The 25,127-nt window shown below is 74.0% G+C and carries 19 protein-coding genes; 8 read left to right on the top strand and 11 right to left on the bottom strand.

Annotated elements, in window-relative coordinates; all coding sequences use genetic code 11:
* Window positions 1-548: 548 nt before the first annotated feature.
* Window positions 549-1,403, bottom strand: coding sequence for an alpha/beta fold hydrolase (locus HD597_RS15475; protein WP_253742889.1), 855 nt, complete (start codon window positions 1,401-1,403; stop codon window positions 549-551).
* 161 nt (window positions 1,404-1,564) lie between these two features.
* On the bottom strand, window positions 1,565-2,563 hold the full coding sequence (locus tag HD597_RS15480) for a DsbA family oxidoreductase (protein ID WP_253742890.1): 999 nt from the start codon (window positions 2,561-2,563) through the stop codon (window positions 1,565-1,567).
* 74 nt (window positions 2,564-2,637) lie between these two features.
* Here HD597_RS15480 and HD597_RS15485 point away from each other — a divergent pair, with 74 nt between their 5' ends.
* The 3 genes from HD597_RS15485 (at window position 2,638) to HD597_RS15495 (ending at window position 5,250) form a co-directional block, all read left to right on the top strand.
* Window positions 2,638-3,210, top strand: coding sequence for a TetR/AcrR family transcriptional regulator (locus HD597_RS15485; protein WP_253742891.1), 573 nt, complete (start codon window positions 2,638-2,640; stop codon window positions 3,208-3,210).
* Window positions 3,211-3,581: 371 nt separating this feature from the next.
* Complete coding sequence (locus HD597_RS15490) at window positions 3,582-4,574, top strand: small ribosomal subunit Rsm22 family protein (RefSeq protein WP_253742892.1); 993 nt, start codon at window positions 3,582-3,584, stop codon at window positions 4,572-4,574.
* Between the two features lie 64 nt (window positions 4,575-4,638).
* Window positions 4,639-5,250, top strand: a complete 612-nt coding sequence (locus HD597_RS15495; protein ID WP_253742893.1) for a LysE family translocator — start codon at window positions 4,639-4,641, stop codon at window positions 5,248-5,250.
* Window positions 5,251-5,273: 23 nt separating this feature from the next.
* Here HD597_RS15495 and HD597_RS15500 read toward each other — a convergent pair whose 3' ends face one another.
* From HD597_RS15500 to HD597_RS15520, 5 genes are all read right to left on the bottom strand, one after another.
* Window positions 5,274-6,095: an alpha/beta fold hydrolase gene (locus HD597_RS15500; protein WP_253742894.1), complete on the bottom strand. Its 822-nt coding sequence runs from the start codon at window positions 6,093-6,095 to the stop codon at window positions 5,274-5,276.
* Window positions 6,096-6,161: 66 nt separating this feature from the next.
* Window positions 6,162-7,460 carry an MFS transporter gene (locus tag HD597_RS15505; RefSeq protein ID WP_253742895.1) on the bottom strand — a complete coding sequence of 433 codons (1,299 nt, stop codon included), beginning with the start codon at window positions 7,458-7,460 and terminating at the stop codon, window positions 6,162-6,164.
* Complete coding sequence (locus tag HD597_RS15510; protein ID WP_253742896.1) at window positions 7,457-8,134, bottom strand: alpha/beta fold hydrolase; 678 nt, start codon at window positions 8,132-8,134, stop codon at window positions 7,457-7,459. The genes HD597_RS15505 and HD597_RS15510 overlap by 4 nt, the downstream gene beginning before the upstream one ends.
* A gap of 114 nt (window positions 8,135-8,248) precedes the next feature.
* Window positions 8,249-10,459, bottom strand: a complete 2,211-nt coding sequence (locus tag HD597_RS15515) for an XRE family transcriptional regulator (protein ID WP_253742897.1) — start codon at window positions 10,457-10,459, stop codon at window positions 8,249-8,251.
* A gap of 166 nt (window positions 10,460-10,625) precedes the next feature.
* Window positions 10,626-11,534 (bottom strand): alpha/beta hydrolase, encoded by a 909-nt coding sequence (locus HD597_RS15520; protein WP_253742898.1) that lies wholly within the window; start codon window positions 11,532-11,534, stop codon window positions 10,626-10,628.
* A gap of 123 nt (window positions 11,535-11,657) precedes the next feature.
* Between HD597_RS15520 and HD597_RS15525 the strand changes: the two genes are divergently transcribed.
* On the top strand, window positions 11,658-14,399 hold the full coding sequence (locus HD597_RS15525; protein ID WP_253742899.1) for a helix-turn-helix transcriptional regulator: 2,742 nt from the start codon (window positions 11,658-11,660) through the stop codon (window positions 14,397-14,399).
* Between the two features lie 42 nt (window positions 14,400-14,441).
* Here HD597_RS15525 and HD597_RS15530 read toward each other — a convergent pair whose 3' ends face one another.
* On the bottom strand, window positions 14,442-15,191 hold the full coding sequence (locus HD597_RS15530; protein WP_253742900.1) for an alpha/beta fold hydrolase: 750 nt from the start codon (window positions 15,189-15,191) through the stop codon (window positions 14,442-14,444).
* A gap of 93 nt (window positions 15,192-15,284) precedes the next feature.
* Between HD597_RS15530 and HD597_RS15535 the strand changes: the two genes are divergently transcribed.
* From HD597_RS15535 to HD597_RS15550, 4 genes are all read left to right on the top strand, one after another.
* Complete coding sequence (locus tag HD597_RS15535; protein WP_253742901.1) at window positions 15,285-17,921, top strand: AAA family ATPase; 2,637 nt, start codon at window positions 15,285-15,287, stop codon at window positions 17,919-17,921.
* Window positions 17,922-17,993: 72 nt separating this feature from the next.
* Window positions 17,994-18,854, top strand: coding sequence for an alpha/beta fold hydrolase (locus tag HD597_RS15540; RefSeq protein ID WP_253742902.1), 861 nt, complete (start codon window positions 17,994-17,996; stop codon window positions 18,852-18,854).
* Between the two features lie 10 nt (window positions 18,855-18,864).
* The gene (locus HD597_RS15545) at window positions 18,865-19,662 is read left to right on the top strand and encodes an alpha/beta hydrolase (RefSeq protein ID WP_253742903.1); all 798 of its coding nucleotides are present in this window, start codon (window positions 18,865-18,867) and stop codon (window positions 19,660-19,662) included.
* Between the two features lie 147 nt (window positions 19,663-19,809).
* Window positions 19,810-21,579 carry an ABC transporter ATP-binding protein gene (locus HD597_RS15550; RefSeq protein WP_253742904.1) on the top strand — a complete coding sequence of 590 codons (1,770 nt, stop codon included), beginning with the start codon at window positions 19,810-19,812 and terminating at the stop codon, window positions 21,577-21,579.
* A 15-nt stretch (window positions 21,580-21,594) separates the two neighbouring features.
* On the opposite strand, the gene HD597_RS15555 is transcribed toward HD597_RS15550, so the two are convergent.
* The 3 genes from HD597_RS15555 to asnB all read right to left on the bottom strand — a co-directional run bounded on the left by HD597_RS15555 (window position 21,595) and on the right by asnB (window position 25,106).
* Window positions 21,595-22,173 carry a TOPRIM nucleotidyl transferase/hydrolase domain-containing protein gene (locus HD597_RS15555; RefSeq protein WP_253742905.1) on the bottom strand — a complete coding sequence of 193 codons (579 nt, stop codon included), beginning with the start codon at window positions 22,171-22,173 and terminating at the stop codon, window positions 21,595-21,597.
* Window positions 22,174-22,256: 83 nt separating this feature from the next.
* A complete protein-coding gene (locus tag HD597_RS15560; RefSeq protein ID WP_253742906.1) occupies window positions 22,257-23,225 on the bottom strand; it encodes a phosphotransferase family protein in 969 nt (322 codons plus the stop codon).
* Between the two features lie 42 nt (window positions 23,226-23,267).
* Window positions 23,268-25,106: an asparagine synthase (glutamine-hydrolyzing) gene (asnB, locus tag HD597_RS15565; RefSeq protein ID WP_253742907.1), complete on the bottom strand. Its 1,839-nt coding sequence runs from the start codon at window positions 25,104-25,106 to the stop codon at window positions 23,268-23,270.
* Window positions 25,107-25,127 lie beyond the last annotated feature (21 nt).

Raw genomic sequence — 25,127 nt, forward strand, 5'->3', positions numbered from 1 at the left:
GCCCAGGCGGCATGGTACGCCGGGGCGATGGTGTGTCTCACGGTCGGGCCATGGCTCACGCTCAAGGCCTCGGCGCCTCACCGCCCCGCGCCACCGCCGCAGAGCGGGGAGGCGGGGGCGCTCGTCGTGGGAGACGTCCCCCGGGCGTCCGCGGCCCTGCAACGGCGCGCCGAACTCATGGCGGTGCTGGAGTCGGCCGTGGGGCCGGACCAGTCGGTGGCGGTCAGCGTGCTCACGGGTCCGCGTGGCGTGGGCAAGACACAGCTCGCGGCGGCCTACGCGCGTGCTCGCGCGGAGCAAGGGTGGCCACTGGTGGCGTGGGTGCACGCGGAGAGCCGTGACCTGCTCCTGTCGGGGATGGACGCGGCCGCCCGCACCGCCGGCATCACCGTGCCGGGGGAGGACGCCGAGCAGGGGGCGCAACGCCTGAAGGAGTGGCTCGGCGCGCAGCGAGAGCGATGCCTGCTGGTGCTGGACAACCTGGTGGACGCGCAACTGACGGCCGAGTGGCTGCCCTCGGTGGGCGCGCTGCGGTGCGAGCGGGCTGGTCAGGTGGCGAAGACGTCCCGCAGGAAGGTCGTCAGGGCGTCGGTCACCTGCCGTGGGCGCTCCAGGGGCGGGAGATGGCCGGTTTCGGGGAGGTCGAGGCGGCGGGCGCCCGGGATGCCTTCCGACAGCAGCGCCGACACCTCCTGGATGCCCGGCACGTCCGACAGCCCGTTGATCACCAGCGTGGGGGCGCTCACCTCGGGCAGGCGGGTGGCGGCGGGCGGGACGAGCCGGCGTTCGGCGGACCTGGGGCCGGTCCAGGCGCGTTCGAACACCAGCCGGCACATCTCCACGGCCGCGTCCCACACCGGCTCCGGCAGCGCGTCACGGCTGCGCTCGGGCCCCGCGACCTGCCAGAGGGTGTGCGCCTCCGCCATCGCTCGCACGTCGGCGGGGTCCACGTGGTCGGCGGTTCCCGCGCGGTAGCGGGCCAGGCGGTCGGGTGGCACCGAGGAGTGGACGCGCTCGGCGGCCTGTTCCAGCATCTCGCGCGGCCACTGGTGACCGGACAGACCCGAGCAGATCAGGGCGAGCGCGGCGACCCGGTCGGGTGCGGCGAGAGCGGCCTCGACCGCGTACGCGCCGCCCATCGAGCAGCCCACCAGCGCCGCCCGGTCCACGCCCAGGGCGTCCATGAGGGCGAGCAGGTCCTCGTGGTGGCAGACCTCGCCGCCTGCGTCGCCGGATCTGCCGTGGCCGCGCCAGTCGTAGCGGATCACCCGGTAACGCTCGGACAGCGCGGCGAACTGGTGCTCCCACATGCGCATGTCGGCCACTCCCGCGTGCAGCAGCACGACGGTGCCCGGAGGCGCCGGCGGGCCCGCCTCCTCGTATGCGAGGTCGAGATCGTCCACGACTTGCACGTTAGCGGGGTGGCGGGGGGTGCCGGGCAGGTGTTCGCCACGGGCACAGCCCTTCGCCACCCGCGACCCGCGCCGGCGGCACCGGCCCCCGGCAAGCCCCCGCGTGTGGCTCGCGGACGACCGGCGCCGGCCGGGCGTCGGTCCCGTGCGGGTCAGTCGGTGCCGTAGTCCGGGGTCATGGCGGCGGCCAGGGTGAGGTGGGAGGCGGCCTCCTCGTGCCGCCCCTGGCGCTGCAGGGTACGGCCCAGCAGGTGACGGGCGTAGGAGTCGTCCGGCGACTCGGCCACCAGCGACTCCAGCGCCGTACGCGCCCGGTTGAGCTGGGCCGAGGCGAAGTACGCCCGCGCCGCCAGCAGCCGCACACCCCGATCGTCGCCGTGCTCGGCCATCAGCGGCCGCAGCAGGGTCAGCGTGCCCAGGGGGTCGCGCTGGTCGAGCAGCGACTCCGCGAGGCGCAGCCGCTCCACCTCGGCGGGCAGCCGCCGGGGCGTGTGCCGCGCGGCGTCCTCGAGGAACTCCCGCAGCGCCTCGGGCGGCTGCGCGCCCTCCAGCGCGAGCCCGTTCGCCACGATCGTGGGCGAGGTCCGCACGCCCTTGGCCTTGCCGACGAGCAGCAGCTCGCGCACCAGCTCGGCCCCCGGCAGGGTCTCCAGGGAGGGCTCGCCGGTGTAGCCGGCCTCCTCCGCCAGCCCCGCCTCGGCGGCGATGGCGGTCAGGACGGCGAGGTCGCTGATGTCCTGGACGTCCACGAAGTGCGCCCGCAACACCCGCTCCACCACGCGGTCCTGCAGCTCGGCCCCGCCCTTCTCGTACGCCAGCGCGATCAGCCGGTGCGCCTCCAGCGTGCTGGCCCGCCACTCGGAGCCCCACTGCTCGCCGAGCCCTTCGGCGGCGGCCACCCCGGCCACCCGCGCCCGGTTCTCCGTGGGGGACAGGCCGGGCGCGCAGGCACGCAGCGCCTCGTCGGCCACGGGGTCACGCAGGAGGTCCGCCATGGGGACGGCCCGCGCGGGCGCCGACGGATCGATCCGGTACGGCCGCCAGACCACCTCGACCGGCTCCCCCTCCCAGGAGGCCAGCGCCTTCTCCAGTCGGCGCTTCCCGATGTGAGCCCATCCGCAGACGACGTCCGCCCAAATCTCCACTCTCATGCCATCAAAGTATGCGACAAATGTCGAATAGTCAACACCTGTCGCATAAGCGATGTGTGTCGTATAGTGGAGGCGTGAACCCGGATGATCCACGCGCCCAGCGCACCCGTGCCCGGCTCAAGGCGGCCGTGCTGGAGCTGGCGCTGCAGCAGGAGCTCGCCACCATCACGATGTCCGCGCTGGCCAAGCGCGCCGAGGTGAACCGGGCGACGGTCTACCTGCACTATTCCGACGTCGACTCCCTGATCACCGATGCCATGGACGACGCCGTCACGGCCGTCGCCAGGGCCGCCGCCCTGTGCCCGCTCGACGCCCCCCGCGACCGGGCGCCCCTCCCGCTGGTCGAGCTGTTCGAGCACGTGGCCGTCAACGCCGGGATGTACCGGCGCATGCTCGGGGCCCACGGCAGCGCCCGCTTCGGCGCCCGGATGCGCGAGCGCCTGACGGCCGAGCTCACGCAGCGCTTCGCCGAAGGCCGGCGCCCCTGCGGCTGGGACGACGTGCCGGTGGACATGCACGCCGCCTACCTGGCCGGCGCCCTCGTCGGGGTGATCGCGCACTGGGTCGCGGACGGAGGTTCCGCCGAGGATTCGGCGCTGGCGTTCTGGCGGCTCTTCCGCACCGGCTGCCAGGCCGCCGGCGGGTGACGCCCTTCAGCCGGAGGGGGACGCCCCCTCAGGGGAGGGGCCGCGGAGGGTGATGCCGCGGACGGCGCCGCATGGCCGATAATGTGCACGGTGGTCTTCGCGCGATTGATGGGGGTTCGTATGCGCCTCGCCAAGGTCTGTGCCGCCGCTTCATGGCGAGGGCACACGCTCTAGCCGGTCGGCCCGGCCGCAGTCGGGCCCGTGCCGGTGGGCAAATGCTCCTCGTCCGAAGCGGTCGCTCGCGTAACCGGCCGTTACACGTACCGCCTTCGAGGAGCCGTTCCGCATGCCTCCATGCCCGTACGCCCTGCGTCGAGCCCTGTCCTTCTCCCCGTCCTTCTCCCCGTCCCGCGCGTCAGGTGAATCCAGCCATGCTCCCCGATGACCTCAGTGCCGCCCTCGACCAGGCCGTGGCCCGCTTCTCGCCGCAGGAGCTGTCGGACGCGGTGACCCGGATCACCGAGCGCTACCGCGTCGCCGGCGTCTCCACCGGTGGCAACCACCTGCGCTCGCGCGCCGACATCACCGCCTACGCGGCCTACCGCATGCCCGCCACGTACGCCGCCGCCTCCACCGCCATGCGCCAGGCGGCGATGCTGACCCCCGGCTTCGAGCCGCGCAGCCACCTCGACGCGGGAGGCGGCACCGGCGCGGCGATCTGGGCGGCGGCCGGGATCTGGCCGTCCATCGAGCGGATCACCGTCGTCGAGCACGACGCGCACATCATCGACCTGGGCCGCCGCCTGGCCCGCGGCGGCGCGGCGCCGTTGCGGGGCACGACCTGGCGGCAGGCGTCCATCGGCGCGGGCCTCGACCGGCCCGCCGCCGACCTGGTCACCATGTCGTACGCCCTGGGCGAGCTCCCCGGGCCCGACCGCCCGGGCGTCGTCAAGTGGCTGGCCGAGGAGGCCGCCATGGTGATCATCATCGAGCCGGGCACCCCGGCCGGGCACGCCACCGTCGCCGCGGCCCGCGACGTCCTGGCCGCCCAGGGCCGCACGATCGTCGCCCCCTGCCCGCACGACGGCGCCTGCCCCATCCAGGAGGGACGCGACTGGTGCCACTTCTCGGTGCGCCTGCCCCGGACGTCCCTGCACCGCCGGATCAAGGCGGGCACGCTCAGTTTCGAGGACGAGAAGTTCTCGTACGTCGCCGCCACCACCGGCCCCTGGCCGCGCCCGGCCTCCCGGGTCCTGCGTCACCCGCAGAAACGCAAGGGCGTGGTCTCGCTGCGCCTGTGCACCGAGGGCGACGGCCTGCGCGACGTGATCGTCTCCAAGCGGCAGGGCGGGCTCTACCGCCAGGCCCGCGACGTGGACTGGGGCGACGCGTGGCCCCCGCCTTCTATAGAAAGTCCGGATTGACATAGAAGGCGAGGGCTGGTTGGCTCCCGGGGGACACCACCTCCCCCGGGAAGGGCCGCCGGCCGTGAGCATCGAGTTCCTGCTGACCTCGCTCGTCATCGTCGTCACCCCCGGCACGGGGGTTCTCTACACGCTCGCGGCGGGGCTGACCCGCGGCGGCCGCGCCGGCGTCGTGGCCGCCTTCGGCTGCACGCTCGGCATCGTCCCGCACCTGGCCGCCGCCGTGACCGGCCTGGCCGCCCTCCTGCACGCCAGCGCCGTCGCCTTCCAGGTCATCAAGTACGCGGGCGTCGCGTACCTGCTCTACATGGCCTGGAACACCCTGCGCGAGCGCGGCGCCCTCAACGTCGAGGGGCAGGCCGAGCCGCGCCCCGCGCTGCGGGTGATCGGCGACGGAGTGCTGGTCAACATACTCAACCCGAAATTGTCGATCTTCTTCTTCGCGTTCCTGCCGCAGTTCGTCAGCGCGGGCGAGCCGTCCGCGCTGACGCGCATGCTGGAGCTCGGCGCGGTGTTCATGCTGCTGACGTTCGCGGTCTTCGCCGGGTACGGGCTCTGCGCCGCCGCCGTCAGGAACCAGGTGATCTCCCGCCCCCGGGTGCTGACGTGGCTTCGGCGCGGCTTCGGCGCCGCCTTCGTGGCCCTCGGCGCGAAGCTGGCGCTCACCGAGCGCTGAGCCCGTGACCGCGCGCAGGGCCGTCAGCGGCTGATGAAGGCGAGCAGGTCGTCGCCGAACTCCCGCTCGAAGGCGCCCGTCAGGCCGTGCGGCGCGCCGGGGTAGACCTTGAGCGTGGCATCTTTGAGGAGCTCCGCCGTCCGCGGGGCGCTGGCGACGAAGGGCACGATCTGGTCGTCGTCCCCGTGGGCGACCAGGGTCGGGACGTCGATGCGCTTGAGGTCCTCGGTGAAGTCCGTCTCGGAGAAGGCCCTGATGCAGTCGAGCGCTCCCTTGACCCCGACCTGCATGCTCCACAGCCAGAAGGCGTCGATCACGCCCTGCGACGGTTGCGCGCCCTCGCGGTTGAAGCCGTAGAACGGGACGGCCAGCTCCTTGTAGAACCGGGATCGGTCGGCGGAGACCCCGGCCCGGATGGCGTCGAACACCTCGATGGGCAGGCCCTCGGGGTTGGCGCCGGTCTTGAGCATCAGCGGCGGCACGGCGCCGACCAGGACGGCCTTGGACACCCGGGCGCTGCCGTGCCGGCCCAGGTAGCGGGTCACCTCGCCGCCGCCGGTGGAGTGCCCGACCAGGATCGCCTCGCGCAGGTCGAGGGTGTCCATGAGGGTGGCCAGGTCGTCGGCGTAGGTGTCCATCTCGTTGCCGTGCCAGGACTGGCTGGAGCGGCCGTGGCCGCGCCGGTCGTGGGCGATGGCGCGCAAGCCGTGGGAGGCGACCAGATGGAGCTGGTTGTCCCAGGCGTCGGCGTTCAGCGGCCAGCCGTGGCTGAACACGACGGGCCGGCCGCTGCCCCAGTCCTTGTAGTAGATCTGCGTGCCGTCGGCGGTGCTCACGTAGGGCATGTCATGACCTTTCGGGTCGTTGTCGGTGGTCTCGACGCTAGGTGCTCGCGGTCCGCGGGGAATCGGTCAGATGACTGCACCCGCCCGGGCAGATGACTTGCCCACGCTCTCGGTCAGGTCGCGGCGGCGGGTCTCCGGGGCGAGCAGGACGGCGAAGGCCGTGGCCGCCGCGCAGCCCGCCACCAGCAGGGCGAGGGGCCAGGACGCGCCGCCCGCGGCCGCCACCAGGACGGCCGCCACGAGCGGGGCGGGGCCGCTGGACAGCGCCGCCGTCCACTCGCGGGCGATGGCGACGCCGCTGTAGCGGTAGCGGGTGTCGAACAGCTCGGTGAGCAGCGAGGCCAGCACGGCGAACATCCCGGCGACGCAGACGCCGTACCCCACCGTGATCGCGAGGATCACCAGCCCGGGGTGGCCGGTGTCGACCATCCAGAACATCGGGAAGGCGAAGGCGCACAGGAAGAGCGCGGCGCCGAGGAAGACGGGACGGCGGCCGATCCGGTCCGACAGCAGCCCGAACAGCGGCGTGACCGCGATCGCCACCGCCGAGGCCAGCAGCTTGGCGCTCAGCCCGACCGCGGCGGGCAGGCCGAGCGTCCTGGTCACGTACGACAGCACGAAGACGTTGAGGACGTACCCGATCGCACCGAACGGGGCGTTGGCCGCGAAGGCGATCAGCAGGACCCGCGGCTGCCTCCTGAACACCGCCAGCGCCGGGAACCGGCTCACGCCACGCGCCCGCTCGCGCTCGAACAGCTCCGACTCCTGCACCTGGAACCTGAGGAACAGCCCCACTCCCACCCCCACCAGGCTGAGCAGGAACGGCAGCCGCCAGGCCCACGTCTCGAACGACGGCAGCGCCGAGACCGCGGTGAAGACCAGCGTGGCCGTCAGGAGGCCGAGCTGCACGCCCGCGCCGGGAAGCGAGGCCCACAGCCCGCGCCGGCGCGGATCGCTGGTCTCGGCCACCAGGACCAGCGCCCCCGCGTACTCGGCCCCCGCGCCGAACCCCTGCGCCAGCCGCAGCACCGTCAGCAGGACGGGCGCCACCAGGCCCACCTGGTCGTAGGTGGGCAGCAGCCCGATGCCGGCCGTGGACAGCCCCATCAGCAGCAACGTCATGACCAGCATCGGCTTGCGCCCGGTACGGTCGCCGAAGTGGCCGAACACGACACCGCCGATCGGGCGGGCCAGGAATCCGACGGCGAAAGCGGCGAAGGAGCCCAGGGTGCCCGCGAGGGGCGTCTCGGCGGGGAAGAACTGCTTGTCGAAGACGATCGCCGCGCCCAGGCCGAAGAGGGCGTGGTCGTAGAACTCGAGCGCGGTGCCGATCACGGCGGCCTTGGTCACCGGCCTCTTCTTCATGGATGCCTCCTGGAGGTCGTGGCGGCCTGGCGGATGAGGTCGGCCACCGCGGCGGGCTGGGAGATGTGGACGGCGTGACTGGCGATGACCTCGACGACCGTCGCTCCGGCGCGCTCGGCCATCCTGCGCTGGGCCTGCGGCGGGATCATCCGGTCCGCGGTCGCGACGAGGTACCAGCTCGGCCTGTGCCGCCAGGCCGGGTCGCTGACCCGCCCGGCGAACGCCTCCACGCCGCTCGGGATCTGGGAGCCGGCCAGGGACGCGGCCACCTGGTCGGGCAGGTCGGCGGCGAACGAGGCGGCGAACCTGTCGCGGTCGAGGAGAAGCAGGCCGTCCACGGGAGCGGGAAAGGGCGGGGTGGTGACGAGGGCGCCGGCCGATTCGCCCTGGTCGGGGGCGAACGCGGCGATGTACACCAGCGACGCGACCCGGGGATGGATGCCGGCCTCACTGATGACGGCCCCGCCGTAGGAGTGGCCGCTCAGGACGGCCGGGCCGTCGAGGCCGTCCAGGACGCGGCGGGTGACGGCGGCGTCGCCCTCCAGCGACAGGGTCGGGATCTGCACGATGTGGACGCGGAAGCCGTCCCTGGTCAGCTCGTCGTGGACGGCCTGCCAGCCGGATCCGGCCACGAAGTCACCGTGCACGAGCACGATGTTCCTGATGGCGGTCATGTCATTCCTGAGCTGGGCGGACAGGCCCGGTGCCTGTCCCGGTGCACCCCATCCAAGGCGCGCGGAGGCGGCCGGGCCACGCAGAACAGCACGCAGAACTAGTGCGGAGAACCGTCAGGAGGCGGCGTTGGCCAGGTCACGGCAGCGGCTGCTCGCGTCGGCGTCGCCGGTGACCTCGTACACCTCGGCCGCCCGCGCGTACGCCTGGCGGCTCTCGCCGGGGCGGCCCTCCTCCGCCAGCAGGGCCGCCAGCGTCTCCAGGGCGCCGGCCTGCACGGCGGGCAACTGGGCCTGCTCCAGGAGGCCGATCGCCTCGGAGAGCTTGCTGATCGCCTCGGACCGCTGGCCGAGGAGCCCCAGACATTCGCCGATGCGGGCCAGCGCGACCGGCCGGCTGAACGCCACGGTGCTCGGCGCCAGCCCCGACGCGTCGTCGTTCACCAGGTCCCACAGGCGGTGGTACTGCTCCAGCGCCTGCTCGTAGTGGCCGGCGTCTCGATGGCAGGAGCCCAGGGAGCCGAGACAATGGCTGTAGGCATCGATGTCACCGTCGGCCTTGAAGAGCTCCGCCGCCTGGCTCTGCGCCTCGATGGCCTCGTCGAGCCGCCCGAGCCTGCGCAGCGCGCCCGCCGCGAAGTGGTGGGCCGAGGCGATCTCCTCGGTGCTGCCGGCGCGGACGGCCAGCTCCATCGCCTGCGCCGTGTGGCGCAGCGCGGCCTCCATGTCGCCTCCGGACGTGAGCTGCACCCACGCGAGCGCGTTCAGCTGCGCGGCCTGCCGGGACAGGTCGCCCAGGGCGGCGGCCGCCTCCACGCCGAGGGTGTAGACGTCACTCCAGTGCACCGCGTGCATCCATCGGTCGGAGAAGTGCACCACCGACATGGCGAAGTCGATGACGGCGGCGTGACCGCCGCGGCTCGCCACCTGACGCAGGGCGCCCAGCCAGTTGTCCACGTTCACCCGCAGCCAGCGGTCGGCCTCCTCCGCGGTGGACGGACCGGCGCGGTCATGGTCGCGCCGGCCGGACCCCAGGCCGAACCACCATCCGGCGCTGGTGGCCGTCCGCAGCAGCCACTCGGTCACCGTCAGGGTGACCGCCTCGCGCTCGGCCGCGGACTCCTCGGCCCTGAGCCGGTCGCGGGCGAAGAGCCGTACCAGGTCGTGGAAGCGGTAGCGTCCCGACGCGCTGTCCTGGAGCAGGCCGAGGTCGACGAGCTCGTCGAGGGCGTCCCAGGCCCCCTCGGTCGGCATGCCGCCCGCCACGGCGGCCAGCGCGGCGTCGAAGGTGCGTCCCGGCACCAGGGCGAGCCGGCGGAAGACCCGGCGGGTGGAGCCGGCGAGCTGCTCGTAGGACAGCCCGAACGCGGTGGCGATCTTCAGATCGCCGGCGCTGAGCTGGTCCAGGCGGCGCTCCTCGTTCGTCAGCCGGGCGGCGAGGTCGGCGGCGTTCCAGCCGGGCCTGCTGACCAGCCGGTTCCCGGCGATCCTGAGCGCGAGGGGCAGGCCGCCGCACAGCTGCGCGAGCTGCCAGAGCGCCGGGTCGTCGTCGGAGGCGCCGCGCTCCTTCAGGATGCCGGTCAGCAGCTCCGTGGCCTCCATCGGGGGCAGCGGCCCGAGGCCGAGCCTGCGTACCCCTTCGAGCCCGGCCAGCAGGCGGCGGCTGGTCACCAGCGCCTTGCCCGCGCCGCCGCCCGGCAGCAGCGGCCGGACCTGCTCCTCGGAGGCGGCGTTGTCCAGCACGATCAGCGCGCGCCGCTCGCGCAGCAGGGACCGGTACAGGGACGCGCGCCCGGCGACGTCCGGCGGGATCTGCTGCTCCGTGCTGCCGAGTGCGCGCAGCAGCAGGCTCAGCGCCTCGTTCACGGGCAGGGGCTGCGCGGACATGCCGAACAGGTCGAGGAAGTACACCCCGCCGGGGAAGCCCGGCCGCAGGGCGTGGGCGGCGCGGACGGTCAGCGTGGTCTTGCCGAGCCCGGCGGAGCCGGTGATGAGCCCCACTCCCGCGTCGCCGGCGTGCAGCAGCTCGTCGATCCAGGCCAGCTCCGGGGACCGGCCGGTGAAGTCGTCGACGGAGCGGGGCAGTTCGCACAGCCCGGTCGGGCGGTTCCAGTGATCGCGCAGGCGGCCCTCGCGCGCCAGCTCGATGAGCTGCCTGCGGTCGGCGTCGGCCAGGCCGAGCGCGTCGGCCAGCGCGGTGACGGTACGGTGCTGCGGGCCCTTGCTGCGGCCGCGCTCCATGTCCGACAGGGTGCGGGCGCTCACCCCTGAGGCCTCGGCGAGCTGCTCCAGCGTCAGGCGTGCCGCGTGCCGATGGCGGCGCAGCACCTCAGCGAAGCCGGGTGGGGTGGTGATCGGACGCTCCCTCGCCGCGAGCCGGTGAAGATCACCCCAAGCTTACGGTGGATGACCGGTCACACCCAAGAGGCCCCCGGCCGTGCCTCCTGGCCTCAGCAGGCAGTGTGCACGGCCTCGGCAGGTGGTGCGCCCGGCCTCAGCCGGCGGTGCCGAGTGCCTGGGCCAGGAAGCGCCCGGCCCGGCCGATCGCCCGCTGGGCGGCGTGGGTGCCGCGCAGCGCGTTGAGCGAGAGGAACCCGTGGATGACGCCCTCGTAGCGGACGGCGGTCACGGGCACGCCCGCCGCGCGCAGCCCGGCGGCGTACGCCTCGCCCTCGTCCCGCAACACGTCGGCCCCGGCGGTGACGACCAGGGCGGGCGGCAGCCCGGAGAGCCGGCGCTTCGGAGCCCGCAGCGGCGAGACGGTGATCTCGGCCCGCTGCGCCTCGTCCCCGGCGTACTGGTCCCAGCGCCAGCGCATGCCGTCGGCGCGCAGGAAGTAGCCCTCGGCGAACTCGCGGTAGGAGCCGGTGCCGCAGGACGCGTCCATGGCCGGGCACAGCAGCACCTGCGCCGCCAGGCGCTCACGGGCGGCCAGGGCGAGCGCGGCGGCCAGGTTGCCGCCGGCCACCGCGATCCTGGAAGCGTCCAGCCCGTGGGCGCCGCCGTGCGCGCGCACCCACTCCAGTGCCGCCTGCCCCTCGCCGAGCGCGACGGGGTAGCGGGCCTCGGGCGAGAGGCTGTAGTCGACGAACACCGTCGCCGCCCCCGACTCGCGGGCCAGCTCGCGGGCCAGCCGCCCGTGGGCGTGCTCGCCGCCGAAGACCCAGTCGCCGTGCAGGTAGAGCACCACGGGCAGCGGACCCGCGGCGTCGCCGGGGCGGAAGACGGTGAGCCGCGTCCCCTCGATCGGCTGCCGGGTGACGCCGGGCACGAGGATGTCCGGGCACTGGACCTCCGCCAGCGCCCGGCGGCCCGCCGCGAGCGGCATGCCGTGCAGGAACGGAGGGCCCGCGGTGGCATCGGCGAAGGCCCGGGCAGCCGGCTCCAGGACGGGTTCGGTCATTGACTGCTCCAAGGGCCGGTGCGATGCGCTGCCGACGCTAGGAGAAGTCAAGGCACCAGTCATTCGTCACATGACGTACTTATGCGACAATTCGATCAAGGGGGCGGCGGCGGGAGGTGTCGCGTGAGCACGCTCTTCGGCCGCGAACGCGAGGTCGCGACACTCGAAGGGCTCGTGGACGGCGTTCACGAGCGCGGAGCCGCGCTCGTCGTACGCGGAGCGGCGGGCATCGGCAAGTCGGCCCTGCTGGCCGCCGTCACGGAGCGCGCCGAGGCCGGGAACCTGCTGGTCTCCACCGCGTCCGGGGTGCAGAGCGAGACGCACCTGCCCTTCGCCGGGCTCCACCAGCTCCTGCGGCCGATGCTCGGCGCCGCCGGCCAGTTGCCCGCCCGCCAGCGCGAGGCCCTGCTCGGCGCCTTCGGGATGAGCGAGGCAGGGGACCCCGAGCCGTTCCTGGTCGCGCTCGCCGTACTCAACCTGCTGGGCGACACGGCGACCGACCGGCCCCTGCTCATCGTGGTGGACGACGTCCAGTGGCTGGACGGGCCCACCACCGAGGTGCTGGGGTTCGTGGCCAGGCGGGTGCGATCGGACCCGATCGTGCTGCTGATGGCCCTGCGCGACGGCCATCCCACCAGCCTGGACGCCAGCGACCTCCCCGAGCTGCGGCTGACCGGCCTGGAGTCCGCAGCGGCCGAGGCGCTCCTGGACGCCCAGGCCGCCGGGCTCAGCGTCGGCATGCGCTGGCGCGTGCTGAGCGAGGCGGCCGGCAACCCGCTCGCCCTGGTCGAGCTGCCGCTCGCGCTCGGCGCCGGGGCCGTCACGGCCGAGGCGGCGTGGCTGCCGCTCACCGCCCGCCTGGAGCGGGCCTTCGCCGTGCGGCTGGCCGAGCTGCCGCCGCACACCAGGGCGCTGCTGCTGGTGGCCGCGGCCAACGACGGCCACGACGTGGCCGACGCCCTGGCGGGCGGCGGGATCGTGGCGGGCGCGGTCCTGACCGCCGAGGCGCTGGCCCCGGCCGTGGACGCGGGGCTGGTGGAGCTGCGCGAGCAGGCCCTGCGCTTCCGGCACCCCCTGGTGCGCTCGGCGATCTACCAGAAGGCCGGCCGCACCGATCGGCTGGCGGCCCACGCCGCGCTGGCGCTGGTGCACGAGCGCGACCCGGACCGCAGGGCCTGGCACCGCGCCGCGGCGATCGCCCAGCGGGACGAGTCCGTCGCCACCGAGCTGGAGGGGGTGGCCGCGCGGGCCCGGCAGCGCGGCGCGATCCCGGTGGCGGTGACCGCCCTGCGCCGGGCGGCGGAGGTCAGCGAGGAGCCGGCAGCGGGCGCCCATCGCCTGCTGACCGCGGCCGAGCTGGCCTTCGAGCTCGGCCGCGGCGACCAGGCCGCCGAGCTGCTCGCGCTGGCCAGGCCGTCCGTCCTGGGTGAGCTGCCGCACGCCAGGGGCCTGTGGCTGAGCGAGATGCTCGGCGAGGGGCGCAACGACGGCCCCGCGCGGATCCACCGGCTGGTCACGACGGCCGAAGCGGCGCACGCGGCGGGCGACCGCGAGCTCGCGCTCGGCTTCGTCCGGGCCGCGGCCATCCGCTGCTGGTGGAGCGACCCAGGCTGGGAGCAGCGCGGCAGCGTCATCGCCCTGGCCGAACGGCTCGCGGCCGGCGACGACGACCCCGAGCTGCTGGTCACCCTGGCCACGGCAGGGGCGGTGGAACGCTGCGCGGACGTCATCGAACGCCTGGCCAAGATCCGCCACACCCGGCTGGACGCGGACGTGACCAGGCTCCTGGGCGTCGCGGCGAGCTCGGTCGGCGCCTTCGACCTGGTCGGCGACTTCATGGAGAGCTCGATCGCCGACCTGCGCATCCAGGGCAGGCTGGGCCTGCTCACGCGGGCGCTCAGCACGCAGGTGTGGCGGCAGATCTTCTGCGGCGACTGGGCCGGGGCGGTGCTGGTCGCGGAGGAGGCCGAGCGCCTGGCCCGCGAGACCGGGCAGCCGCGCCGGCAGGCCTCCGCCCTCGGCATGCTGGCGCTGCTGGCCGGGCTCCGCGGCGAGGAGGAGCGCGGCCTGGCGCTGGCCGCGGAGGGGGAGCGGGTGCTCGGCACCGTCGCCATCAGCGCGGTCGCGGCGCTGATCGAGCATGCCAGAGGCGTGATCGCGTTGTGCGCCGGGCGGCACGACGACGCGTTCGGGCACCTGTGGCGGCTGTTCGAGCCGGGTGACGCCGCCCACCACATGATCTGGCGGTTGTGGGTGATCAGCGAGCTGGCGGAGGCCGCCGTCGGGGCCGGCCGTACGGAGCCGGCCAGGCGGGCGGTGGCCGAGCTGGAGCAGGTGGCCGCCAGGACCCCGTCCCCGCTGCTGCACGTGGGGCTCCGGCACGCCCGGGCGCTGCTGGCGGGCGATGCCGAAGCCGAGGCGCTCTACCAGGACGCGCTGGGCGCCGACCTGTCCCGCTGGCCCACCGCCCGGGCACGCCTGCTGCTCACCCACGGCATGTGGCTGCGCCGCCGGCGGCGGATCCAGGAGGCGCGGGTGCCGCTGCGCGCCGCCCGCGACGCCTTCGACGTGCTCGGGCTGCTCGCCTGGGGCGAGAAGGCCCGCCAGGAGCTGCGGGCCGCGGGCGAGACCAGCGACCTGCGCGTCGCGCCGGCCGCCGAGCTGCTCACCTCGCAGGAGCTGCACATCGCCCGGCTGGCCGCCTCCGGGCTGTCCAACCGCGAGATCGGCCAGCAGCTCTACCTGTCGCACCGCACCGTCAGCACCCACCTGTACCGGGCGTTCCCCAAGCTCGGCATCACCTCGCGCGGGCAGCTGCGCGACGCCCTGGAACAGGCGGCCCCCGGATATACGTCACGCGACTGATACCCCGGTCCGTCATGCGCGACGTACCGTCGCCGCGTGCCGTCATCTCGCCAGGAACTCCAGCAAGAGCTCATTCCACTGCTCGACGTGGGTGAGCGGAGCACCGTGCGGCGCGTCGGGGATCGTCACGAGGGAGCTGCCCGCGATCGCCCGCGCGACGCGCGCCCCGCTGTCCTCCAGAGGGACGAACGCGTCCTGCTCGCCCTGAAGGATCAGCGTGGGCACGGTGACGCGGGCCAGGCCGGGGCCGGGATCGGCGGCGCTCCAGGCCGTCAGCGAGTCCGCGGTCGCCTTGGGGGAGGCGTCGGCGGCATGCCTGAGCAGGTACTGGCGTGTCGGCTCGTCCAGCGTGCTGTGCCCGCCGACGGCGAAGAACCTGAGCAGCAGGTCGTCGAGCATGGGCAGGCGGTACCGCAGGGAGGCGCCGCGGAGCTCGTGCGCGAGCGGGTCCGGGTAGAGCACCGGGCTGGCCAGCACCAGCCGGGCCACCCGCCCCGACGAGGCGGCGTAGCCGACCGCCTCGGCGCAGCCGGTGGAGAACCCCACCAGCGCCAGCCCCGTCAGGTCCAGGCTCTCGACCAGCGCCGCCAGGTCGGCGGTGAAGGTGGCCAGGTCGTAGCCGCGCCAGGGCCGGCTGGAGCCGCCGAACCCGCGGCGGTCGTAGCAGACCACCCGGTGCCCGGCCTCGACCAGCGGGCCGATCTGGGGCTCCCAGAACCGGAGCGACAGCGGCCAGCCGTGCACCAGGACGACGGGCGGCCCGTCGCCGACGTCCTCGTAGCAGAGGCTCACGTCGCTATCCACCTGTAGTCGCGCCACCCGCCCAGCATGCCGCCGGCGGCAGACACGGCAATCGGTCAAATGACTGCACCGAGGAGACGAACCATGGACATCATCGGACGCGCCAGGGAGCTGGCCACGCTGCGGCAGGCGATCGACCGCGCCCCGGGAGCCCTGCCCAACGTCGTGCTGCACGGCGACCCGGGCGTGGGCAAGTCGGTGCTGCTGCGGGCCGGCATCGCCTACGCCAGGCGGCAGGGGATGCGGGTGCTGGGCGGCAGCGGCTTCGAGAGCGAGGCGCAGCTCGCCTTCGCCGGGCTGCACCAGCTCTTCGCGCCCGTGATGGAGTACCTGGACCGGGTGGAGCCGTTCCACCGCGACACCTTACGCAGGGTGCTCGGCCTGCGGGACGGGCCGCCCCCCGACCGGCTGGCGATCTCGGTGGCGTCTCTGGCGGTGCTGGCCGCCGTGGCCGAGGACGGGCCGGTGCTGATCGCCGTGGAGGACGCGCACTGGGTGGACCACCCCACGCGCGAGGTGATGATGTTCGTCCTGCTGCGGCTGCAGCCGTACGACCTGCGGGCGATCTTCGCCCGCCGGCCGATGACCGCCACCGAGCGCGTCACGCCCGGCATCGGCATGCTGGAGGTCGGCCCGCTCGACGACGAGGCGGCCGGGCAGCTGCTGGACCTGCTCCACCCCGGCCTGCCGTCGTCGGTGCGCGAACGCGTGCTCGACGAGGCCGCCGGCAACCCGCTGGCGATCACCGAGCTGCCGCAGACGTCCGTCGGCGTGGAGCTGCTGCCCACCGGCGCGTCGCTGCGGACCCGGCTGGAGACCGGGTTCGCGGGGCGGCTGCTGGAGCTGGCGCCGCGGATCCGCACCACGCTGCTGGTGGCGGCGCTCGACGGTGACCGGCTGGAGCACCGGGCCGAGCTGTCGCCGTACGAGCTGCAGGAGGCCGAGCTGGCGGGGCTGGTGACCCGCGACTCCACCCCGTCCGGGCTGCGCTTCCGCCACCCGCTGGTCAGGTCGGCGATCATCAGGACGGCCTCGCCGGAGGAGACGCGCGAGGCGCACACCGTGCTGGCCGAGCAGCACCGGGCCGATCCCGAGCTGCGCATGTGGCACCTGGCCGCGGCCACGGTCGAGCCGGACGAGAAGGTGGCCGCGGAGATCGAGAAGGCGGCCCGCGCGGTGAGCCTGCGCGGCGGCAGCGGGCTGGCCGTCAAGGCGCTGCTGCGGGCGGCGGAGCTCACCCCCGAGCCCGAGGCGCGCGCCGGGCGGCTGGAGCTGGCCGCCGAACTGGCGGGCGAATCGGGGCAGCTCGACCTGGCCCAGAGCCTGCTCGACCAGGCGCGCCGCCACCTCGACGACCCCGCCAGGGCCCTGGCCACCAAGGCGCAGATCCTCATGCTGCGCAACGGCGACCTGGACGCCGCGCGCCGCCTGCTGCGCGGCACACCCGGGGCGGGGACCCTGGTGAGGGTGATGGCCGCCTCGTACACGCAGGATCCGCAGGAATGGGCGGAGGTGAGCGGCGTGGTCACCGGCTGCGACGACGACCTCGTCCGCCTGCTGCACGACGTCTTCCTCGGCCAGGGATCGGCGGCGCTCGTGCGGACCGCGCTCGACGCGCTGCCCGCCGACGCCCCGCCGGGCCGGGTGGCCGCGCTGTGCCGGGCGGCCACCTGGATGGACGTGCTGCCGGACTACCGGGACCGCATCCGCGACCTCATCGACGGCGAGAGCGGCCAGGGCGCGGTGACGCACGCCGCCAGCGGCTACTGGCTGGCCGCGCACGACCACTTCCTGGCCGGGCAGTGGGAGGCCGCGGAGAGCGCCGCCAACTCGGGGCTCGACCTGTGTGTACGCCACGACCTGGACCTCCTGGCGCACGACCTGCGCTGCAGCCTCGGCTGGCTGGCCGCCGCCCGAGGCGACGCCGACAGCGCCCGCGAGTACAGCAGGACCGTCGAGCAGTGGGCCGCGCCGCGCGGCAGCGGCCTGCACCTGTCGCTGTCGGCCCGCAACCTGGCGCTGGCCGCGATGGCGCACGGCGACTACGACAGCGCCTACGCGTACTGGACGAGCATCAGCCCGCCGGGCGTCATCCCCCCGTACGTGGCGTTCGCGCCGTGGGCGGTCTTCGACCTGGTGGAGTCGGCGGTGCGCACCGGCAGGACGAACGAGGCCAGGGCGCACGCCGACGCGGCCGCGCACCTGGCCGAGCGGGCGCCCCGCCTGCGCCTGCACGTCATGGCCGCCCAGGCACTGGTGGCGCCGCCCGAGGAGGGGGTCGCGCTGTTCCGGGCGGCTCTCGCGCTGCCGAGGACCGAACGCTGGCCGTTCGACCACGCCCGGGTCAGGCTCGCCCTGGGCGAGCTGCAACGCCGCCGTCTGCAGCCGGGCGAGGCGCGGCCCGAGCTGCGGCGGGCCGCCGACCTGTTCGCCGGCGTCGGCGCCACGGCCTGGCAGCAGCGGGCCGAGCAGGAGCTGCGGGCCACCGGCGTGGCGCTCGCGCAGCGGCCCAGCGCCGCGCACGGCCTGACCGCCCAGCAACTGGAGGTCGCCAGGCTGGCCGCCTCCGGGCTGAGCAACAAGGAGATCGGCGAGCGGCTGTTCCTGTCGTCCCGCACCGTGAGCGCCCACCTGTACCGGATCTTCCCCAAGCTCGGCATCACCTCGCGGGCCGCACTGCGTGACGCACTCGAAGGCGTGACCACAGATGCAGTCAACTGACCGATTCAGCCCTTCCGCCGGACGCCGGATGCTCGTGCTGCCACTACGGCTCGACTTCCAAGGAGACCCGACATGACCGTCCGCCCCCAGTCCCGGACCCGCAGCGGATTCAGCCTCGCCGTCGCCGCCCTGACGCTGACGCTCGGCGTGAGCGCCACCGTCACGCCCGCCTCCGCCGCCACCTCTGCCGCCACCTCCGCCGCCGTGACCTCCGCCGGTGCCAAGCCGACCGTGGTGCTCGTGCACGGCGCGTTCGCCGACGCCTCCGGCTTCAACGAGCTGATCACCCGGTTGCAGGGCGCCGGGTTCCCGGTGATCGCGCCGGCGAACCCGCTGCGGGACGTGGCGGGCGACGCCGCGTACGTCTCCAGCGTCCTGGACACCATCCCCGGCCCGATCATCCTGGTCGGGCACTCCTACGGCGGCATCGTCATCACCAACGCCGCCCGCGGCCACGACAACGTCAAGGCCCTGGTCTACCTGGGCGCCTTCGCGCCCGACAAGGGCGAGAGCGCCCTGAAGCTGGCCGGGCAGTTCCCCGGCAGCGAGCTGGGCCACGCGCTGCTGGCCCGCGACTACAAGCTGCCCGACGGCACCGTCGCCGGCACCGACGGCTACATCACCGCCGAGAAGTTCCGCGAGGTGTTCGCCGCCGACCTGCCCGCTTACAGGACCCGGGCGATGGCCGCCACCCAGCGGCCCGGCAGCGCCACCGGCCTGTCGGACGGCAGCGGAGAGCCCGCCTGGAAGAACATCCCGTCCTGGTACCTGATCCCCACCCAGGACAAGGTGATCCCGCCGGCCGCGCAGCGGTTCATGGCCAAGCGCGCCGGCAGCACGGTCAAGGAGATCCGCTCCTCCCACGTCGTCATGACCTCCCACCCGGACGCCGCCGCCGCGGTCGTCCTGTCCGCCTACGCCGCCACCCGTTAAGGAGCTCGCCATGAGACCCGACACCATCGTCCTGATCCACGGCTTCTGGGTCACTCCCCGCAGCTGGGAGCACTGGATCACCCGCTACCAGGCCAAGGGCTTCAAGGTCGTCGCCCCCGCCTACCCCGGCTTCGAGGTGGAGGTGGAGGCGCTCAACGCCGACCCCACCCCGATCGAGCAGGTCACCGTCCCGCAGATCATCGAGTCGCTGGAGACGCTGATCCGCGGCCTGGACACCCCGCCGATCATCATGGGCCACTCGGCCGGCGGCGTGTTCACCCAGATCCTGCTCGACCACGGCTACGGCGCCGCCGGGGTGGCCATCAACTCCGCCCCCACCGAAGGCGTCAAGATCATCCCGCTGTCGCAGATCAAGGCCACCTTCCCCGTGCTCAAGAACCCCGCCAACCGGCACCGGGCGGTCGGGCTCGACTACGAGCACTGGCGCTACGCCTTCACCAACACCCTGCCCGAGGACCAGGCCCGCGCCACCTACGAGCGCTACCACATCCCCGCCTCCGGCAACATCTTCTGGGGCAGCGCCCTGGCCAACATCCACCCCGGCAAGGACGACAACTGGGTCGACTACCACAACGGCCTGCGCCCGCCGCTGCTGTTCGTTTCGGGCGAGAACGACAACCTCATGCCGCCCAGGATCCAGCGCTCGAACGCCAAGCACTACAAGGCGCCCGGCCTGGTGACCGAGGTGGTCGAGTACCCCGGCCGCTGCCACCTGATGCCCGCGGAGCAGGGCTGGGAGGAGATCGCCGACCACGCCCTCGACTGGGCGCTCAAGCACGCCGGCTGAGCGAGCGGCCCGGCGCGGCGCCCCCGCCGCGCCGGGCCTCGGGAGCGGCGCCCCCGCCCGGCCCGGTCCGTGGCGGCGGGGGAGCGTGTGGTTGCATGATCCCCGCCGTCGCGTCGCCGTTCGTGGCGGCGGAAAGGACATGCCGCCGTGAAGCCCCCCTCCCACGTCTCCGCCCTGATCGACGGCGCCCATCCGGCCCGGTCCGTGGCCCGGCTGCTCGCCCGCCGGCCCGGCCGCATGTCGGCGGCGCTCCTGGCGTTCGCGTTGAAGGAGATCCCGCTCTGGTTCCTCCCGGTCATCACCGCCGCGATCATCGACGTCGTCGCCGGGCGCGGGTCCCTGACCTCCGTCCTGTGGTGGTTCGCGCTCGCGGCCGTCCTGCTGCTGCAGAACTATCCGAACCACATCCTGTACACGCGCAGCTTCATGACGGTCGTCCGCGACATCGGCGCCGACCTGCGCAACGCGCTGGCCGCGCGGCTGCAGAGCCTGTCGATCGGCTACCACACCCGCGTGAGCTCGTCGATCGTGCAGAACAAGGTGGTGCGCGACGTCGAGAACGTGGAGCTCGCGCTCCAGCAGGTGACCCACCCGCTGCTGTCGGCGACCATGGTGCTCATCGGCGCGGTCTCGATGACCGCGCTCGCCGTGCCGCAGTTCCTGCCCGTCTACGCGCTCACCGTCCCGATCGCCCTGGTGCTGCGCACCGCGCTGGGCCGGCGCTCGCGCCGCCGCAACGAGGCGCTGCGGCGCGAGATGGAGGGGCTGGCCGCCCGGGTCGGCGAGATGGCGTCGCTGATCCCCGTCACCCGCGCGCACGGCCTGGAGGAGACCGCGGTCACGCGCGTCGCCTACGGCGCCGACGGCGTCCGCAGGGCCGGCCTGCACCTGGACATGCTCAACGGGCACGTCGCCTCCCTGTCCTGGGTGACGATGCAGCTCCTCGGGGTCGGCTGCCTGGTGCTGGCCGCGGTGTTCTCCCTGACCGGCCTGCTGCCGATCACCGCGGGCGAGGTGGTGCTGCTGTCGAGCTACTTCGCGCTGCTCACGCAGGGGCTCACCCAGCTGCTCCTGCTGATCCCGGTCGCCGCGCGCGGCGTGGAGTCGATCCGGTCGATCGCCGAGGTCATCCAGGAGCCGGATCTGGAGCAGAACGAGGGCAAGCGGGTCGTCGGCGCCGTGGACGGCGCGATCCGGCTGGAGCGCGCCTCGCACCGCTACCCCGGAGCGGACGAGGACGCCCTGCACGGCATCGACCTCGACATCCCGTCGGGGACGACCGTCGCGTTCGTCGGCTCGTCAGGGTCGGGCAAGTCGACGCTGCTCAACCTGGTGCTCGGCTTCGTGCGGCCGACCGGCGGCCGCATCCTGCTCGACGGCGCCGACATCCAGGAGCTGGACCTGCGGACCGTCCGCCGCTTCGTCTCGGTCGTCCCGCAGGAGTCCGTGCTGTTCGAGGGCACCATCCGGGAGAACATCGCCTACGGGCTGCCGGAGGTCCCCGACGAGCGGATCGTCCAGGCGCTGCGCGACGCGAACGCGTGGGCGTTCGTCCAGGACCAGCCGGACGGCTGGGACACGGTCGTGGGGGAGCGGGGCGCGCGCCTGTCGGGCGGGCAGCGGCAGCGGCTCGCGATCGCCCGCGCGCTCGTCCGCGACCCGCGGATCCTGCTGCTGGACGAGGCCACGTCCGCACTGGATTCGGAGTCCGAGGAGCTGGTCAAGGACGCGCTCGCCCGCCTGATGAGGGGGCGGACGACCCTCGTGGTGGCGCACCGGCTGTCCACCGTGCGGCAGGCCGACCGGATCGTCGTGCTCGACCGCGGCCGCGTCGTCGAGCAGGGCACGCACGACGAGCTCCTGACGGCCGGCGGCCGGTACGCCCAGCTCCACCTCACGCAGGCCGGCCGCTCCTGACCCGCGGGCCGGGCCTCATCCTCCCGGGCCGTCCAGCAGGTGGGCCAGCAGCATGTCCAGCGGACGCGGCACCCGATCGAGATCGAGTGCCGCGACCAGCAGGCTCGAGTAACGGATCTTCCGCCCGCTGCCCGCTCCCATGAACCGGCGCAACTGGTCGTGAGAGGCCCTTCCGCGCCACGCGGGCTGCATCTGCATCGTGCGGAAGGAGCCGAGCTCGCCCTCGGCGTCGACGACGCGCTCGACCGCGGCGGTGCCGAGGGCACGGATCAGCTCGTCCTCCAGGTCGGCGACGCACACGAAGAACCCGAGCGTCTCCAGGTCGCCCGGGCCCAGGCCGGAGCCGAGCCCGGCGCGCTCCAGGGCCCTGCGGAAGTCGACTTCCTCCCGGGCGTCGCACAGGCCGGCCAGCCGCAGCCGGCGGCCGGAGGGGCCGAGCTCGCCGACGTACGTCCCGATGTTGGTGGCGCCGCCCATCGACACGAGGGAGATGCCCTCGGCGGCCAGGTCAACGCCCCGGCGCTGGGCCAGCGTCTCGATGGCCGACTTGTCGCTGGCTCCCTCGACCAGGACCACGGTTCGCGGGTCGATCACGAGTCCAGCCTCGCACACCGGGCTGAACGGTCATGCGCGTGCCCCCCGCCGCCGGGCGAGGCCCGCGCGAAGGCGCAGGAAAGTCAGGTCAGGCCGGCCCAGGGAGCCGGTGGAGCCGAGGCGAAGAAGCGCAGCAGGCCCAGGAGCCGGGCGGCCGGAGGGGCGGTCCAGTGGCGTTCGCCCGGGCGCGGCGCCGGAGCGGCCAGGCGGCCCAGCGCCCAGGTGAGGTGGAACCAGAGCACCCGGGCCTCCCAGTCCGGCGCGTCCGCCGGGGTCTCCTCCCGGTAGCCGCCGAGCATGGCGGGCACGCATTCGAGCGGCATCTTGGCGAAATCGGAGGCGGGGTCGGCGAAGGCGGCGTCGCCCCAGTCCACGATCCCGCCGAGCCGGGCCGTCTCCGGGAGGACGAGCAGGTTCTGCGGCGCGATGTCGCCGTGGACCAGGACCAGCGGCGGGCTCGCCGGCAGGTGCGCCGAGAGGCGGTCGAACCAGCCGCCGAGCCACCGGCCGGCCTCTTCGTCGATCCACCCTTCCTTGACCAGCCGGCCGGTGAGCGCCCACGGGTCCACGCCGCCGCCGTCCACCGGGACGCCGGCCAGGGCCGGCGAGGCCGGTGCGGCCGATGCGGTCTGCGGTCCCGGCGGTGTCGGCGGGGCGCTCCGGGCCACCCGGTGCAGCCTGCCCAGCTCCCGCCCCACCTCCCGGAGCACCCGCGCCATGCCGGCCGCCCGCGGGTCGAGACGGGCCAGATCCACCCCGCGCGTCCGGGTGAGCACCATGTACGGCACGCCCACCTCCGACCCGCCGCCGTCGAAGGCGACGACCTCCGCGGTGCGCACCCCGGCCCGCAGCGCGACCGGGATGACCGCGGCCTCCTTGAGCAGGTCCGGCAGGAACCGCTCGGTCCGCGGGACGCGCAGGACCAGGTCGTCCCCGAGCAGGAAGGCCCGGTTGGCCACCCCCTCGGGCAGGGGCCGCACCCGCCCGGCGGCGACGCCGTGCCGGGCGGCGACGGCGGCCAGCATCGCGTCGCTCGTCTCGTACTCAAGCATGATCGAGATGCTGGCACGGAAGCCTGGGCGCCGTCGCGCCCCTTAGATCGCGAGCTCGATCCTGTACTGCCGCAACCACCGGTCGAGCTGCAGGAACCGCTCCAGCACGGCCCGGCTCGCCGGGGACGGCGGCCCGGTGACGATCTCGCGGGCCTTGTCCCAGTCGACCAGCGCGGCGGCCGGCGAGTCCGTGTGCCGGAGCAGCGTGGCCGCCCGCTCGCGCAGGGCCCGGTCGTAGGCGGGATCCTGGGTGGCCGGGTACGGGCTCTTGACCCGCTGAAGGATGCTGTCGGGCAGCAGGTCCGCCGCGGCGGCCCGGAGCAGGCTCTTCTCCCGGCCGTCGAACGTCTTGATCGCCCAGGGCACGTTGAAGACGTACTCCACGAGGCGGTGGTCGCAGAACGGCACCCGCACCTCCAGCCCCACCGCCATGCTCATCCGGTCCTTGCGGTCCAGCAGGATCTGCACGAACCGGGTCAGATGCAGGTAGCTGATCTCCCGCATGCGCCGCTCGTGCCCGCTCTCGCCCGGCAGCAGCGGCACCTCGGCCAGGGCCTGCCGGTAGCGTTCGGCCCGGTAGCCGGGCAGGTCCACGAGCCGCGCCAGGTCGTCCTTCAGCAGCCGCTCCGCGCCGAGGTGGGCGGCGCCGGCGGGCGAGGCCAGCCACGGGAAGGTGCCGGCTTCGACCGCCTCCGGGTCGTGGAACCACCGGTAGCCGCCGAACACCTCGTCCGCCGACTCGCCCGACAGCGCCACCGTGGAGTGCCCGCGGATCGCCTTGAACAGCAGGTAGAGCGAGCTGTCCATGTCGCCGATGCCCATCGGCAGGTCGCGGGCCCGCAGCACGGCCGCGCGCACCTCCGGGTCCATCAGCTCGCCCGAGTCCAGCACGATGTCGGTGTGGTCGGCGCCGGCGTGGCGGGCGAGCTGGTGCACGTACGGGGCGTCCGGGGTGGAGCGGGTGAGATCCGGCTTGAAGTTCTCGGTGTAGCCGGCGAAGTCCACCGAGAACGAGCGCACCGTGCCGAGGCCCTGCTCGCGCAGCAGCTTGGCGGCCAGGGCGGTGACCATGCTGGAGTCCAGGCCGCCCGACAGCAGGGAGCACAGGGGCACGTCGCTGATGAGCTGGCGGGCGACGATGTCGTCGAGCAGGCCGCGCACGGCCTTGACGGTCGAGCCCACGTCGTCCGGGTGCTCGTGGGACTCGAGCTGCCAGTAGCGGCGCTTGGTGACGCCCTCCCTGGTCACGGTGACGGTCTGGCCGGGGCGCACCTCGTGCACGCCGGCGAGGACGCCGTGCTCCGGCGTCTTGACGAACGCCAGCAGTTCGCGCAGCCCGTCGGCGTCGAGCACGCGGCGGGCGAGCGGGTTGGCCAGGATCGCCTTGGGCTCGGAGCCGAACAGCACGCCGTGAGGGGTGGGGTAGTAGTACAGCGGCTTGATGCCCATGCGGTCGCGGACCAGGAGCAGGCGCTCGGAGCGGGCGTCCCAGACGGCGAAGGCGTACATGCCGTTGAGGTGCCCGGCCAGCTCCTCACCCCATTCGAGGTAGGCGCGCAGCACCACCTCGGTGTCGCTGCGGGTGCGGAAGCGGTGGCCGAGGCCGGACAGCTCCGCGCGCAGCTCCTCGAAGTTGTACACCTCGCCGCTGTAGGTGAGGACGGCCGGCTCGCGCCCCTCCTCCTCGGCGACCATCGGCTGACGGCCGCCGGCGAGGTCGATGATGGCGAGCCTGCGGTGCCCGATGGCGGCGTGCCGGGCCGTCCAGAGGCCCTCGTCGTCGGGGCCGCGGCAGGCCATGGTGTCGGTCATGTCCTGCGCGATCCCGCGTTCCTCCCGCAGGTCCCGCTCGAAGTCCACCCATCCGGTGATGCCGCACATGCCGGTTCCCCCCGTCCCGAG

Origin of the sequence: Nonomuraea thailandensis (assembly GCF_024172165.1) — a bacterium.
Classification (GTDB): Bacteria; Actinomycetota; Actinomycetes; order Streptosporangiales; family Streptosporangiaceae; genus Nonomuraea; species Nonomuraea thailandensis.